This is a genomic window from Thalassotalea eurytherma (genome assembly GCF_030161415.1).
Taxonomy (GTDB): domain Bacteria; phylum Pseudomonadota; class Gammaproteobacteria; order Enterobacterales; family Alteromonadaceae; genus Thalassotalea_G; species Thalassotalea_G eurytherma.
Map to the genome: position 1 here is coordinate 176,968 of NZ_BSSU01000009.1, position 16,005 is coordinate 192,972.

The 16,005-nt window shown below is 39.3% G+C and carries 13 protein-coding genes; 3 read left to right on the forward strand and 10 right to left on the reverse strand.

The window, feature by feature from the left end:
* Positions 1 to 62: 62 nt before the first annotated feature.
* Positions 63 to 1,022, forward strand: coding sequence for a PEP-CTERM sorting domain-containing protein (locus tag QQK02_RS10240; RefSeq protein WP_284207918.1), 960 nt, complete (start codon positions 63 to 65; stop codon positions 1,020 to 1,022).
* 63 nt (positions 1,023 to 1,085) lie between these two features.
* Here the strand turns inward: QQK02_RS10240 and QQK02_RS10245 are convergent, their stop codons facing one another.
* The 9 genes from QQK02_RS10245 to QQK02_RS10285 form a co-directional block, all read right to left on the reverse strand.
* Positions 1,086 to 3,110 (reverse strand): methyl-accepting chemotaxis protein, encoded by a 2,025-nt coding sequence (locus tag QQK02_RS10245; protein WP_284207919.1) that lies wholly within the window; start codon positions 3,108 to 3,110, stop codon positions 1,086 to 1,088.
* 284 nt (positions 3,111 to 3,394) lie between these two features.
* Entirely contained in the window at positions 3,395 to 4,504 is a 1,110-nt protein-coding gene (gene ribBA, locus QQK02_RS10250; RefSeq protein ID WP_284207920.1) for a bifunctional 3,4-dihydroxy-2-butanone-4-phosphate synthase/GTP cyclohydrolase II, read from the reverse strand.
* Positions 4,505 to 4,515: 11 nt separating this feature from the next.
* Positions 4,516 to 5,184 carry a riboflavin synthase gene (locus tag QQK02_RS10255; protein ID WP_284207922.1) on the reverse strand — a complete coding sequence of 223 codons (669 nt, stop codon included), beginning with the start codon at positions 5,182 to 5,184 and terminating at the stop codon, positions 4,516 to 4,518.
* A gap of 3 nt (positions 5,185 to 5,187) precedes the next feature.
* Positions 5,188 to 6,327 carry a bifunctional diaminohydroxyphosphoribosylaminopyrimidine deaminase/5-amino-6-(5-phosphoribosylamino)uracil reductase RibD gene (gene ribD, locus QQK02_RS10260; RefSeq protein WP_284207923.1) on the reverse strand — a complete coding sequence of 380 codons (1,140 nt, stop codon included), beginning with the start codon at positions 6,325 to 6,327 and terminating at the stop codon, positions 5,188 to 5,190.
* The gene (gene nrdR, locus QQK02_RS10265; protein ID WP_284207925.1) at positions 6,317 to 6,769 is read right to left on the reverse strand and encodes a transcriptional regulator NrdR; all 453 of its coding nucleotides are present in this window, start codon (positions 6,767 to 6,769) and stop codon (positions 6,317 to 6,319) included. Before nrdR ends, ribD begins: the two co-directional genes overlap by 11 nt.
* A gap of 89 nt (positions 6,770 to 6,858) precedes the next feature.
* Entirely contained in the window at positions 6,859 to 8,115 is a 1,257-nt protein-coding gene (glyA, locus tag QQK02_RS10270; RefSeq protein ID WP_284207926.1) for a serine hydroxymethyltransferase, read from the reverse strand.
* Between the two features lie 405 nt (positions 8,116 to 8,520).
* Positions 8,521 to 9,684 carry an ABC transporter permease gene (locus tag QQK02_RS10275; RefSeq protein ID WP_284207927.1) on the reverse strand — a complete coding sequence of 388 codons (1,164 nt, stop codon included), beginning with the start codon at positions 9,682 to 9,684 and terminating at the stop codon, positions 8,521 to 8,523.
* Positions 9,681 to 10,415: an ABC transporter ATP-binding protein gene (locus QQK02_RS10280; RefSeq protein WP_284207928.1), complete on the reverse strand. Its 735-nt coding sequence runs from the start codon at positions 10,413 to 10,415 to the stop codon at positions 9,681 to 9,683. Before QQK02_RS10280 ends, QQK02_RS10275 begins: the two co-directional genes overlap by 4 nt.
* 10 nt (positions 10,416 to 10,425) lie before the next feature.
* A complete protein-coding gene (locus QQK02_RS10285; RefSeq protein WP_284207929.1) occupies positions 10,426 to 11,889 on the reverse strand; it encodes an alpha/beta hydrolase in 1,464 nt (487 codons plus the stop codon).
* A gap of 206 nt (positions 11,890 to 12,095) precedes the next feature.
* On the opposite strand from QQK02_RS10285, the gene QQK02_RS10290 reads away from it, so the two are divergent.
* Together QQK02_RS10290 and QQK02_RS10295 are read left to right on the forward strand one after the other, a co-directional pair.
* Positions 12,096 to 12,314, forward strand: a complete 219-nt coding sequence (locus tag QQK02_RS10290) for an EF-hand domain-containing protein (protein ID WP_284207930.1) — start codon at positions 12,096 to 12,098, stop codon at positions 12,312 to 12,314.
* A gap of 100 nt (positions 12,315 to 12,414) precedes the next feature.
* Positions 12,415 to 13,938 carry an HD domain-containing phosphohydrolase gene (locus QQK02_RS10295; protein ID WP_284207931.1) on the forward strand — a complete coding sequence of 508 codons (1,524 nt, stop codon included), beginning with the start codon at positions 12,415 to 12,417 and terminating at the stop codon, positions 13,936 to 13,938.
* Positions 13,939 to 13,944: 6 nt separating this feature from the next.
* Here QQK02_RS10295 and QQK02_RS10300 read toward each other — a convergent pair whose 3' ends face one another.
* Positions 13,945 to 15,915 (reverse strand): ATP-binding protein, encoded by a 1,971-nt coding sequence (locus tag QQK02_RS10300; protein ID WP_284207932.1) that lies wholly within the window; start codon positions 15,913 to 15,915, stop codon positions 13,945 to 13,947.
* Positions 15,916 to 16,005: the final 90 nt, after the last annotated feature.

Genomic DNA, 16,005 nt, shown 5'->3' on the forward strand with positions numbered 1-16,005 from the left:
GTTAATTAAAAGGCACAAATCTTGCTTGTTTTTTAAGCATAAATTTATGCAGGGTAGCAAAAATGAAATCATCACTTATTACAACCGCTATTACATTATTTGGGTTAACGGCTTTCGGCGCTAATGCTGGCGTTATTAACACGTTTGGGCCGACTAACGCTACAAATGCTGCAACTTGTTCAAATACAGCAACCACATTAACCGGTGTATACATTTCAGATTTTGATATTTCTGATGACGATAGCGCTGATGGCCAATCTGGCGACAATTTACTAGAGAATGGCCCATATACCGCATCTGATTGTATTGGGTTATATAAGGGAAACAATGAGGGTAATGGCAAACCCAAGAATAATATTGGTGAGTTGGGTGATGGTTTTTTGAATGGTGGGAAATTCAAGCACAAAGGTAAGAATTATTCGTTTGATGAATTACCATTTATAACAGAATCTGATCTGCAAGATCTAGATAATGATGGAAGCGCAACCGATCCTGGATGGATTCATTTAGCAAATTTCTCCACGAATGGCAGCGGCTCCTATTCTCATATTCAACCCAATAAGGCTAGTGGCACCAATATAGCCGACCTTCTAAGAATAGACTTAGATTGTACAAATAATAAATCATGTATTTGGAGCTTAAAAACAGATATCGACATTATCGATAATGTTCAAGATATCTTGGGTGAAGCAACCTTTGATCAATTGGCAATAGTAATTAAAGCTAGCAATAGATTTGCTGTTTATGATTTTAACTTCAAGGACATTTTTGCTACAGAGTACGTTAATGGTAATGGTTTTTTTGATCCTTTATTTCCGGAAAATGCGTTCGGTACTCCTTTCACATTAACGGGTACATTGGCCTCTACTGACTTTTTAAACAAAAAAGGTAAGGTCCAAGGGATTTCACATATAACGTTCTTAGCAAGAGATCCAGCTGCAGTTAGTATTCCAGAACCATCCACTATATTGATTTTTTCAGTTAGCTTATTTGGCTTAGCAATTAGAAAATTGAAGAAATAATTCAGATAAGAAGTAATAAAAAGCCACTCGATTGAGTGGCTTTTTTGTTTTATCTCATTGAGCTTAGTTCGTATTGAACTTGTCTACGCTCTGATCAAGCTTACCGGCTAGCTCAGCAACCATTTCTGAGTAAGTTAATGTAGAAGAAGACTTAGCACTCGTCACACTGCTCAAATCCATCACCTGATGAATACTCGCGTTAATGTCATTACTCAATCGGTTTTGTAACCTTGCAGAGTCGGCAATATCAGAGCTCATCATATGCATTTGTTCAATGGCAGTATTAATTAATAACAATGTTTGAAGTAGCTGATGCGTATCGTTTTGGCAATCATTCGCTTCATTCTTACCAACTTCTATTTCATTCACTGCTTGTGAGGTTTGTTGCTGTAACGACTCGATCATTGAGTTGATTTCGGCGGTTGATTCTTGCGTTCTACTCGCTAACATGCGAACTTCATCTGCAACGACGGCAAAACCTCGCCCAGCTTCACCCGCACGCGCTGCTTCAATTGCGGCGTTAAGTGCAAGTAAGTTGGTTTGGTCAGCGATACTTTGAATTGTCTCTAAAATACTACCGATATTCGTTGACTCTTTATGGAGCTGAGCCATTAATCCTGACGTTTGATCGAGCATCGTAGCTAAAGAATCAACACGTTCATTAGTACTTTGCGCCATACCTTTTAATTGTTCACTTTGCTCTAGCGCTTCTGACATTTGGCTTTCTGCATCGCTACTTTTATCAAGTACAACATCTGCGCTATCACTGAGTTCTGCGGTAATATTGGTTACTTGCTCCACGGTAGATTTTTGCTCACCTAACGCTTGAGTAACGCCTTTTATTTCTTCGCTTGATTGCAGCGCCGCACTATTGAGTTCATGTGAGTTTTGACTAATTTCTGCAATCAGCACTTTCAAATACTCAATGACATTATTGATATTTTTAGATAACTGTCCGTATTCATCATCAGAGTCTACATTTAACTTTTTCGTTAAATCGCCCTGACTAACAGAATTCAAAATCTTATTAATACGACGCAAAGGTACTATCATGGTGCGTATAGTCGCAACGGCAATGCCACTTCCTATTCCTAACACCAAGACAAGGATAATAATGGTGTTTAACTGCCCTTGATTAACATTGTCTGAAAGCTCTTTTTGTACCGTTGATAAGTTACTATTTACTTTTGCTAGTAGATTATCAATTGTTGCAATTGCTTGCTGAGAAACGTCTTCAGAAGCACTTAAGCTATTCTCTAAGTTTTGAACATTTTGAAGTTGAGCTAGTTTTACCGTAAAGATGTTGTTTTGCTGAGTCAGTAAACGTTTTGATTGCTGGTATTCTTCGACGAACTGCTCAATAAGCCCGTCGGTGTCATAGCTTTCACCTAAACGAGTTAAAAAACCTAACATTTGATCTAAATTAGCCAATGCGGTGCCAATAACATCTTGAGAGTTTGTCACTTCATCAATGTCAGTTAAGTTAATAATGACTTTGGTTGAATCAATTAGGTTAAACAAATAACCTTCAATTTGCCCTGCCGCACCTGCTATGCGATCAATATCATCTTGGCGCTTGGCGTCTTCAAGGTAAGTCAAATCGATCAAAATTGCGCCTGCTTCGTCAAGATGATCGGCTAATAGTTTTTCATACTCAATCAATTCATCATTTGCCTGTAGTACAGAGAAGCGATATTCCTTCATCGTTGACACAGACACGACAAAGTCATTGTATTGAGATTTAAACATACCAATACCTGATGACATTTTGCTTTGTGATAACAACTGTGACAGCGACTTCTCTAGTTTAATGAGTTCTTTTTCTTGTTGAGAAAAAACACGATAAGTCGTTTCAAGCGACGTTTTATCTCTTGCGTAAGGCAGCATCCCCGCTTGCTTTGCTTGCTTTAGCAATTGAATTTGAATATCGCTACTAGTTTTTTGGATGGGTATTGCAGATTGTTCAATCTGACTGGTGGCTGCTTCAACATTTGATAAAATTCGTAGATACAAAACACTTGCACTAAATGCAAGGAACAAGATGATGGAGAAGCCAATAATGATTTTATGGGCAACTTTTAGATTCATAGAAAACGCCTTTTAACACTCTGCTCTTTATAATTATTATTTATCCTCCTGTTTTAGGAGGTATGACCTCATCTTAACGAATAAACCTGTCGATAGGAACACAGCACAACAAATGTATTCACAATTTTTTCACAATTTTTTTCACAATTTTTTTCACAATTGATATAAGCAATAGATATAAATAGCATATATCAGGCTATGGGTTTTTGAGAAACATCAACTTTAGGCACAAAAAAAGGGTAGCGCTCGCAGAGCGTTACCCTTTAACAAAATCTATTTGAATGTTATTCAGCTAAATACTCAACCACTTCAAGGCCAAATCCTGATAACGAATGATATTTCGTTTGAGAACTTAATAGGCGCATTTTACGCACACCTAGATTAGCTAATATCTGAGAGCCGACACCAACATTGCGTGAACCAACATGGCGTTGAACTTCTTTAACTGTTTCGCCAGCATCTTGTTTAGCATATTTTTGTACTTGCTCAATAAGAGACTGAGGTGACTCATGTTTACCCAGTAGCACTAATACGCCTCCTTCTTTTGCAATACGGCCTAGCGCATCGCCAATCGGCCACTTATTCACACTATCACGTTGGCTAAAAAGTAAATCACGGAACGTATTTTCTAAATGTACACGCACAAGAGTTGGTTCTTCAGGGTTAATATCACCTTTAGTTAAGGCAAAGTGAGCCTGGCCATCAATGGTATCTTTAAACACGGTTAAATCAAAATCACCAAAAGCCGTCGGCAACTTACATGAAGAGACGCGCTCTATGGTTGTTTCATTAGCATTGCGATATTCGATAAGATCAGCAATGGTACCCATTTTAACGCCATGCTTTTGAGCGATAACTTCTAAATCTGGGCGACGTGCCATTGTGCCGTCTTCATTAAGAATCTCAACGATTACAGCTGCAGGCTCTAAACCCGCTAGGCGGGCTAGATCAACACCCGCTTCAGTGTGACCTGCACGGTTTAAAACACCGCCATCTTTTGCGATCAACGGAAAGATATGGCCCGGCTGAACAATAGAGTGCTCATTCGCGTTTTTATCAACTGCCGCAAGGATAGTCGTGGCACGATCTGCTGCAGAAATGCCCGTTGTTACACCTTCAGCAGCTTCAATTGATACCGTAAAGTTTGTCGTAAATTGCGCATCATTTTTCTCAACCATTAACGGTAACTTTAATGTTTGGCAGCGCTCTTTTGACATTGGCATACAAATCAAACCACGGCCATGTGTTGCCATAAAGTTTATTGCTTCTGGCGTGACTAATTCAGCAGCCATAATGAAGTCGCCTTCATTTTCACGATCCTCGTCATCCATTAAGATGACCATCTTTCCTTGAGCAATATCTTCAATAATTTCCTGTGGGGTATTTAATTGCATGGCAACCTCTTTTATTTAATAAACCCGCTACGCGCTAGTAATTCTTCGCTAACAATGCTTGGTGCAGTGTGCTGTGTATGTGAATCTGACTTTTTCAAAAGAAGCCGTTCGATATATCGAGCCATGACGTCAACTTCAATATTTACTTTAGTGCCCGCACTATAACTGGGCATAATAGTTTGTTCTGAAGTATGAGGAACAATGGTCAGACGAAATTGATTTTCAGTTAAACTGTTAACCGTTAAGCTAACACCATCAATTGTAATCGAGCCTTTCTCAGCAATATAAGGTGCTATGTCTTCTGACATCGACAGCCAATAATCGTTAGCATTACCGTTATTTTTTATTTCAATGATTTGAGCTACGGCATCAACATGCCCAGAGACAATATGACCACCAAAACGTGTTGTCGGTAACATTGCCTTTTCAAGGTTGACACATTGGCCTACTTGATAGTCTGCAAAACCAGTGCGTGTTAACGTTTCATTGGAAACATCGGCAGAAAAATGTTTGTTATCAAAATCAACAACCGTTAAGCAAATACCGTTGGTAGCAATAGAGTCACCCAACTTAACGTCATTCATCGATAAGTGACCAACATCAATTGTCAGTCGAGCCCCCATTGAAGAGATATTCATTGATTTGATCGTGCCAATGGCTTCGATAATCCCAGTAAACATGGCTTATTTCTCACTCAGTGTCGCGACAAGTTTAATATCATCGCCAACCATAGTCATTGCTTCTATGGAAAGTTGTTTTGCATCTGCTAATTTTGTCACTGATGGCATTTCGATTAAATTTTTGCCATCGCCACCTATCAGTTTAGGCGCTTGATATAAAACTAACTCGTTAACTAAATTCTTTTCGATGAAAGCGCCTGCTAAGTGAGCACCACTTTCAATTAACACATCATTGTAGCCACGACGACCTAATTGTCGCAGAACCTCTTCAAGGTCTATTTGACCTGGCTCACCATTAACTATGATATGTTCAACAAAATGTGGCCATTGATGATTGTTTTCAAGGCCAGTTCCAATAATTATTACTTTAGATGATTGCTTAAAGAAATCTATACTCGGCTCAAGCCGCCCTCTGCTATCTAAAACAACACGCACGGGTTGTCTTACACTGTCTTTATCGTAGCTGTTTTTCAATTCACCTAATTGTTGCCAGCGCACATTCATTTTGGCGTTATCTTGGATGATAGATTGAGCAGAACTTATAACAACACAGCTTTGGGCGCGATATCGCTGTACATCTTCTCGAGCTAACTCACCCGTTATCCATTTACTCTCACCACTTTTCATCGCGGTTTTACCGTCTAAGGTAGATGCCAACTTACAACGAACATAAGGCATTTTGTGCTTCATTAAATGAATAAAGCCTGGATTAAGTTGGTGTGCTTGTGAAGATAATAAACCTGTTTGAACCGCAATGCCGGCCTCTTCTAGCATTTGAATGCCATTACCTGAAACTTGAGGATTGGGATCAACCATTGCAATGACAACGCGTGAAACCTGCGCGTTAATTAAACCTAGAGCACATGGTGGCGTGCGGCCATAATGGCTACAAGGCTCTAAGGTAACATAAGCTGTAGCTCCATGAGCTTTATCACCTGCTTGCTTTAAGGCATGAACTTCAGCGTGGCCTTCACCTGCTTTTTGATGAAAACCTTGACCAACAATTTCACCATGATTAACAATGACACACCCTACCCTTGGGTTGGGTGAGGTTGTATAGTGACCTTTTTGGGCAAGTTTTATAGCTTGCGCCATAAACTGGTTGTCACTATCGTTAAAAGAAACGTTGCTATTATTCATCATCAAGGCGAGCGATTTCTTCACCAAATTCACGAATATCTTCAAATGAGCGATAAACGGAAGCAAAACGGATGTAAGCAATTTTATCGAGCTTTTTGAGTTGCTCCATTAAAATATTACCAACCATTTCACTTTCAACCTCTCGCTCACCTGTCGCTCGTAATTGAGATTTTAGCTTATTAATCGCGTTTTCGGTTTCTTCAACACTAACAGGTCGTTTTTCTAAGGCTCGAACAAGGCCATTTCTCAATTTATCTTCATTAAATGGCTCTCGAGACCCGTCGCGTTTAATAATGCGTGGCATCACAAGTTCAGCGCTTTCAAAGGTGGTGAATCGCTCATGGCAATTAATGCATTCACGGCGACGTCTTATTTGGTGACCATCGGCGACTAATCGCGAATCAATAACTTTAGTTTCTTGGGCTGAGCAAAAGGGACAATACATAATGATTTAAAAACAAAAATGGCCGCTAAATGCGACCATTTTAAACTAATTATCAAGTAAATGGATAATTTGTTTTAGTTAATAATGAATTAACCGTATACCGGGAAACGCTCACAAAGTGCCGTTACGTTGTCACGAACTTTAGCGATAGTATCTTGGTTTTCAATGTCATCTAAAATGTCACAAATCCAACCCGTTAATGCTTGAGTTTCTTCAACACCAAAACCACGACGAGTAATTGCTGGCGTTCCTAAACGAAGACCAGACGTTACAAATGGAGAGCGAGGATCGTTTGGTACCGAGTTTTTATTTACAGTAATATGCGCGTTACCTAATGCAGCATCAGCATCTTTACCTGTGATATCTTTATCGATTAAATCAAGAAGTAAAAGGTGGTTTTCAGTACCGTTTGATACTACCTTGTAACCACGTTCTTGTAACACAGCAACCATTGCTTTTGCGTTATCTAACACTTTTTGTTGGTAAGCTTTAAACTCTGGCTCTAATGCTTCTTTGAATGCAACGGCTTTTGCTGCAATCACATGCATTAATGGGCCACCTTGACCACCAGGGAATACAGCAGAGTTTAATTTTTTATAAACATCTTCATCACCACAACCCGAAACAATTAAACCACCACGAGGGCCAGCTAACGTTTTGTGAGTTGTCGTTGTTACTACGTGTGCATGTGGAACTGGGTTAGGGTATAAACCTGCAGCAACTAAACCTGCAACGTGCGCCATATCAACCATGAAGTATGCGCCAATGCTATCAGCGATCTTACGCATACGAGCCCAATCAACGATGCCAGAGAATGCTGAGAAACCACCGATGATCATTTCAGGCTTATGTTCTTGTGCTAGGCGTTCAATTTCTTCGTAATCGATATCACCTGTTTCTGGGTGTAAACCGTATTGAATCGCTTCATATGATTTACCAGAAAAGTTTACGTGAGAACCATGAGTTAAGTGACCACCATGTGCCAAGCTCATACCAAGCACTTTGCCACCTGGCGTCACTAATGCTTGAAACACTGCTGCGTTTGCTTGTGAACCAGCATGTGGTTGAACGTTTGCGTAATCTGCACCAAATAACGCTTTGGCACGTTCAATTGCTAATGCTTCAGCTTTATCAACATACTCACAACCACCGTAGTAGCGCTTACCTGGGTAACCTTCTGCGTATTTGTTAGTTAATTGAGAGCCTTGAGCTTCAAGAACGCGAGGGCTACAGTAGTTTTCAGATGCAATTAATTCAATGTGCGCTTCTTGACGAGCTGTTTCGTCTGTCATCGCTTGGTATAATTCTGCATCGAAATCTGCAATGTTCATATCACGAGTAAGCATGTTTTATCCTCAGTAAATAATGTAGCTTAGGGAGCAAGTTTTAAATGATTATTTCGTTACGAAAAATTTGCCGCTTATTTTGCCCTAAGTGTTACTTTTTGTACACGTAAAAAAACGCTTCCATTAGGTTATTTTCGTCTAATTACGACATAAAAGTTTTCATGTTCCATAACAGGATTATTTAGATGATTGGGCAAATATTCTTTAAATACACCCAACAACCAAACCAAGAACAACAAAAACCAGATAAACAAAATATAATTCAACAACAGGATTTGTACAAGAATTTTAAACAGCTAAGCTAGGCTCAAACGAAATTAATCTCAAAAACGCCGATAAAAAAAGCAGAGTTCCCTTAGAAACTCTGCTTTTTCAACAACTAATCAATACTAGCTCAACGCAGTACTAACTCAAAGCAAGTACAACCTTTTCAGACTTTAATCTCTCAGCCATAACTTTCACCAAAATAACGGTCATCAATACAGTAAATGCACCAGTCACGAGTAAAACGCCAAAGCCGACAGGATCACCTTTAAACAGGTCTTCCATAATCAAGTATTGACCTGAAATAGGTGCCCAATCTAACCACTGAGGACGATCATTCATCATAGATAATGCAAACGGAATCATGCCCGGCAACATAATAATAATCGACACTAAAGACTGCGCCTCTTTAAATGTTTTAGCGTTAAAGGCAAAGAATAGTTGCAGCGCAGAAGCGAAGAAACAAATAGGTATTAACAGTATCAATAACGAGATAGCAGTTTTCATATCAAGATTAAATGTTAAACCTAACTGACTTAAGTCAACAAAACCCACTGCGATGGTGGATAATATCAGGGTTAACACCACACCAATGAGCGCTATGGTAGTTGCGGCGAATAGTTTAGCTAAAACAACCTTCATCGTACTAACTGGCTGACAAAGTAATATTTCTAACACATTTCTCTCGCGTTCACCTGCACTGGTATCGATGGCAACAGAAAGGCCTGAGAAAAAAGCACCAAATAACAAATAAATTGAAAGCATTAGTGAAATAAACGTGGCATTTGAACTTGGCTTTTGGGTATCTTGCTCCGCCAAATTAATAGGCCTTAGCAGCTTCACATCAATGCCGCGCATCATGATACGTTGATAACCAATTTGCCTTGAGTAACTGTAGACAGAGTCTCGAACACGTCGAATAATCGACTGATGAGCCTTTTCACCATAATCAGCTCTTAAAACCACGTTAATTGATGTACCTGCCAATAAACTTTCTTCGAAATCAGCGGGGATGAACACCTCAATATTTCGCTTTTCCCACATCACTTTGTCAGCGTCTTCTACTTCTGACATTGGGAAAACATTATCATCTGCTAGATGCTTCATTAACGCTGGCGCATATTCTCCACCAGAGATGTTCACATAAGCAGGTGGTGTTTCAACCGCTTCTTTAATCGCCATTTTAGACATTACAAAAATCATAACAGGCGCTAGAAACGCCATAGTAAAGGCTGCCATTAATGCACGTTTATCGCGTATTGCCTCTTTAATTTCTTTAGAAAATAACGCGTTAAATTGGATCATGCTGCTACTCCTTCATCTGAACCAATGATTTTAACAAAGGCGTCTTCTAGTTGTGCTTCACCAGCTAAATCGCATAATTCTTGAGGTGTACCTTGCGCAGCTAGTTTTCCGTTTGCAACAACAATGACTCGATCACATAATGCCGCCACCTCTTGCATGACATGAGAAGAGAATAAAATGCAATGACCTTTCGCTTTATATTTGCTTAAGTAGTTACGTAAAATGCGTGTGCTCATGACATCTAAACCACGGGTAGGCTCATCAAGTACAAAGTTCTTTGGCTTATGCACCAACGCCTGAGCAAGTGTTACTTTCATGCGTTGACCCTGTGAAAAACCGACAGTTTTTCGATGTGCAAGATCTTCCATTTCAAGCTCTTGTAGCACTTCTTCTATCGCTTGTTTCTTTTTAGCCCCCGTTAAACCATGAATGCTAGCAAAGTAATCAATTTGCTCATAAGCGGTTAAACGCTCATACAAACCAAATTTATCTGGAAAGATGCCTAAATTACCACGCGCGATTAGCGGCTGCTCAGAGACATTGATTCCGTCGATCGTTGCACTGCCTTGGTCTGCTTTAAGCAATCCGTACAATGTACGTAAACATGTTGTTTTACCTGCGCCGTTTGGCCCTAATATACCAGTGATCTCACCATCTTTTGCCGAAAACGAGAGCCCTTCAAGTGCGGTAACATCCTTAAATTTTTTATGTAGGTTATTAACTTCAATCATTATATATCCCTTAATTACTACCATTAACGTGAGTAATAAAACGCTCGTCTTCTATTTCAACTAAGCACGTATCGTCAATTGCTTGAGGGTCTTTATTCGTTAAAAATTCATTGACCAAATCAATAGCACACGGACTCGACACGACGATATGAGAAGCATTTTTAACAACAATATGTCGAGAGTTAGGTAACGTTTTGTCGGTAATATCACCGTAGCTAGGAGGAGTTACGGGATCTAACTTGCCCGACATAATCAATGTAGGAATATCAGCAGTTACTGGCTTGAAGTATTCTCTTTCTACTTCATATGTTGGCCATACACCACAAGCTAAATGCCAGTTCTTTTGAGCTTCATTGCGACCAAAATTATTATCAGCATCAGCTTGCCATTGGTTTTGTTTAACTAACGGATAGTCTTCACTACATAAAATATTAAATAGCAAACCGGCATGGATTTGACCTGATTCATCACCACCTGACTGAGCAACTAGCCCTGCTAATGGTAAGTAATTACCTAGGTATGCTTGATGAATTACGTAGGGCACAAATTGTCGCCCCTGCATAAAGTAAAGCTGCAAGCGCAAAGTACTTATCAGCTTTGTTCTGCTGATAACAAATTCAGTAGGAGAACCTAACGTTGGATGCATAACCGTTGCACGGATAGGTTCAGCTTCTACACGCTCAATAAGTGCTTGGAACTCTTCATCTAAATTTGGAAAAGCTTGATGACATGCTTCATCAAGTTGACAATTTTCAAGTAAAAGTTGATAGGAACGTGCGCCTGTTTGGCCGAACAAGCCAATTTGAATTTCAACCGGGCCAACGCTATCAAGGACAACGCTTTCAATGTGTTGAGGGAACATATTCATATAAACAAGCGCTGCTCGAGTACCGTATGAACCGCCGTAAAGTGCGATTTTCTCAATGCTTAACGCGTCACGAAGTGCATCAAAATCTCGAATCGCATTAGTCGTATTATAGTGTGATAAATCGACGTTAAAGTCGGCCAAACAATCAAGAATATCCTGTGACGACATATCGTCAGTTATATCTTCATAAAGATCATAATCTTCAAAATTGTTACATTGCAAACCATTTGACTGGCCTGTTCCTCGTTGATCAACAAGAATAATATCTCGGGTTTTACGTACTTCTGAGAACATACGTAAAATACCACTAGCCATCTGAGCTGCAGCTTGGCCTGGGCCGCCTGCTAAAAACATCATGGGGGTATTATTTTTACTGTTGTCATGAGCGGGCAATACAACAAAATTTACATCGAGTGTAGCGTCAGTCGGCTTGTTGTAGTTTTCAGGAACGGTTAACTTACCGCAACGCACCTGAGAACGAATTCCTTCAACATGACAATCTTCTATCATCATTTGTTGTTTAGTTGGTGCAGGCTCAGCATAAGATTGGCTGATAAAACCGACAGCAACACAAATGCCGAAAAGCGATTTCCACATTTTTTTCATTAGTTTTCATTCCTTTATTTAATTCGCACATATAGTCTATCTGTGCAAAACCAGATTACAACTGCTTTAACATTTTTTTTACACAATAGTTTGTTCCTCCGTTAAACTGTTCTGACTTTTACTTTTTTCATGAAAAAGCAGTTTCTTTGTGAGTAAAATAGCGGTACAGTGACTTCATATTCTCCTGATAAGGTAAAGGGATAACTATGGAAATAAATCAGTGGGTTGATGAACTGTTTGAAGTTTTCGATGAAGATAAAGATGGCGTAATTAGTCGTAGCGAATTTGTCGATTTAATTGAGTGCTTATTGCAAGATAAAGGCATTCGTATGTGCGAAAGTATTTTTCATCAATTTGACAAAAACCATAGTAATTCAATCTCAAAAGATGAGTTACGTGAAATGGTTATCGACTTAGCCCTGTAAAAGTAATCTTAACCCAATAAAAGTTAATCATTTTTTTGTCGTTTTGACGATTATTGGCTATATGTTTATACATTGTCCTCAATAAGAAAAACATATAGTCATGCCCCTTTCTTTTTTAAAAAGTTCTGCAAAGCCTAGTTTACCTCCTTGGAAAATTGTGATTGTCGATGACGAGGAAGATATCCACACGGTCACTAAAATGGCGCTAAAGCGCTTTAGTTTAGACGAACGGTCACTTACCTTTTTACATGCCTACTCAGGACAAGAAGCAAAAGAATTACTGAAAAAAGAACAAGAAGTTGCTTTAGTTTTTTTAGATGTTGTTATGGAAACCGATGACGCGGGCTTAGAAGTTGCGCGGTGGATGCGACAAGACTTAAAGAACTTTTTCTCTCGTATTGTCTTAAGAACAGGTCAACCTGGTCAGGCGCCAGAAGAGCGGGTGATCGTTGATTATGATATTAATGACTATAAAGAAAAAACTGAACTTGATCGGAAAAAGCTATTTACAACAGTCTTTGCTGCATTACGTGCATATCGAGATATCATCCAAGTTGAGCAAGCCCGTAAATACCAAGAGCTTTATCGAACGGGTTTAGAACGCGTTATATCATCTACGACTGATGTTCTTGAAAAACGGACGTTACAACACTTTTTTAATGGTTTACTACAACAAGTGATGTCAATTTTACGTATTGATGAGAAAAGCATGTTAGTGCAGGTTGAAGGGATCAGTGCAGTTTATGAAGAAGATGACTATCAGGTAATTGCCCATACTTCACCTGACAATGCGCCGGCTACGATTGATGATAAAACGTTATCTTACTTGAACCGGGCAGTTCAAGCAGGGAAAAGTATTCATGAAGATAACGTGCTAGTCGGTTACTTTCCAAGTCATAGTAGTAAGGTTAGCTTATTGTATTTAAAGGGTATTGAACAACTCAGCGATATCGATGCTCAGTTACTTCAAATATTTTCGGGCAATGTAACATTGGCTTTTGACAACTTATTGTTAAACCGAGAAATCATTGAAACGCAAGAAGAGCTTATCTATCGATTAGGTGACGTTGTTGAATCACGCTCTAACGAAGCAGGCAATCACATTCGACGTATGTCTGAAGTTAGTTATATGCTGGCTATTGAGTACGGCTTAACGCAAGAAGAAGCTGAGCTACTCAAACAAGCGGCGCCAATGCATGATATTGGAAAGATCGCGACGCCAGACAGCGTGCTATTAAAACCTGGCCGCCTTGATGATGATGAAATGGAAATTATGAAGCAACACCCAAACATTGGTCACGATATTTTAGAAGGCTCTGAGCGTCCAATTCTGAAAGCCGCCGCTATCATTTCTCAACAACATCATGAGAAATATGACGGTACTGGCTATCCTAATGGTCTAAAAGGTGATGACATACATATATTTGCCCGTATTGTAGCGGTAGCAGATGTCTTTGACGCCCTTACCCACAAGCGTTGTTACAAAGAAGCATGGCCGATTGAAGATGTGATTGAATTGTTCAAACGCGAATCGGGCAAGCATTTAGATGCAAAAGTGGTTTCACTAATGCTCGATAATATTGATAAAGCGCTTGAAGTAAACGCCATTTATCAAGATAAATAACGCGAACTACTCTTCAATACTAACAGGGAACTTTATCATATAAGCCAATCCTTTACCGGGTTGGCTTTTCGCTTGTATCTTGCCACTTAATGCATTTGTTACTAGGTTATAAACCAAATGTGTTCCTAAACCACTGCCACCAGCGCCGCGTTTTGTCGTATAGAATGGATCAAATAATTGTTCTAGTGCTTGAGCATCCATGCCATTGCCATCATCTTGATAGCGCATTAAAACAAATCCGTTTCTCTCTTCAACAACAATCGAAATATTGCCCAACTCTATACCATCAAAACCATGAATATATGAATTAAGTAGTAAATTACTGATTATTTGAGATAACGCGCCTGCGTTGGTTCGAATTGAAATTTGATTTGGGCATTGTACGCTAATGTTGTGCTTCTTTTTCTTCAGGGTAGGTTTTAGCGATAAAATTACTTCGTTAATGTAAGTACTAAGCGCAATATCCCTGATACTATTTGATGACTGATCCACTGCAACTTGTTTAAAGCTATTCACTAAGTCTGCAGCGCGTTGCATGTTAGTTGTTAATATTTGCCCTACTTGTCCAATTTCATCAAAAAAATCATCTAGCTGCGCTTGCGACAAGGTTTCATCTTGCAATGCCTTTTGTACATCATGGTACTCTCCCATTAAATGACTTACACCTGTAACACAAATACCAAGAGGTGTATTAATTTCATGGGCTATTCCCGCAACAAGGCCTCCTAACGATGCCATTTTTTCTTTTTGAATTAATTCTTGCTGAGTGCGTTTTAAGACATTAAGTGTGTCGTTAAGGCTTTTGTTTTGCTGCTCTAACACCCTATGTTGCTTAGCAAGCTTCAATTGAGAATCTTTGCGCATTTGTTTGTTCTGCATAGACTCTACTGCTTTTGCCACATGGTTCGCTACATAATTGAGCAGTTTAAGATCTTCTTCAGAATAGGTAACATTCATATCGTAGCTTTGCACCACAATCAAACCATGAACGATATTTGAAGAAATCATCGGCGCGCCTATCCAGCAAGAATAACCTTGTGGGCCAACAACCTCATCAACATGACCATCACGCACTAGGTGTTCAACATCTTGTGGGAAGATGCGTTGAGCAGTGCGCGTTTTTATCACATAAGAACTAAGGCCTTTGCCGAGGGGCATTGAAAAGCCCATTTCACGCTCTGTTTCTTTTTCATCAATATAATATGGGATGGTAATAATATTTTCAGTTTCGTCAAAAATAGCGATATAGAAATTTTCAGCAACTAACAAGGTTTTTATGATTTCATGCACCTGCATATATAAGTCAGTTAATGGGATTTCGTCATTAACAAGCGAAGATAGTTTATAAAGGCCAAGCTGTAATTTTTCTGAATGGGCTTTTTCTTCTAATTCTGTTTCTAATTGAGCGGTGCGTTCAACGACCAAAGACTCTAAAGCGGCCACAGTAACATGCTTTTCAACAGCTGACGCGACTACATTGGTTAACAAGTGAAAGATGTGTTGATCTTCGTCGCTATAAACAATGTCAGGCGTATAGCTTTGGATGACCATTGCTCCTAAGCACTCCCCCTTTTTGTCAATTAATGGAATACCAATCCAATGTTGACTGCGCTCACCAAAGCCCCATGTATCATCATCTTTTCGCTCGATTGGGCCTTTGCCTTTTTGCATGACCAATGGTTTTTTGTTGGTTATTATCCAAGCAGTTGGAGAAACATCAGGTGAGGATAACTGGATGGAGTCAAGGGGGTACGAGGCGTTTTCACGTTCATCAACTTCATAAACAAAATCTATGGTGTTGGCTGACTTATTGTATGTAGCTAGAAAAAAGTTTCTTGCGTACATAAGCTCTCCAAGCTTTTCATGTACTTTTTCAATATAATCAACCAATGATGCTGCTTTATTAAAGTACTTGTCCAACTCAAAAAACGACGTCAATATTTTTTCTAATCGAGCTTCACGTTTACTTGCAGGCAAAACAATTCCTTTAGCTTTTACTCAAAGCATAGACAACTCGTATTATTTTGCAGAATTTTAAATCGTTACGCGCAAAAAAAACGCCAGTCA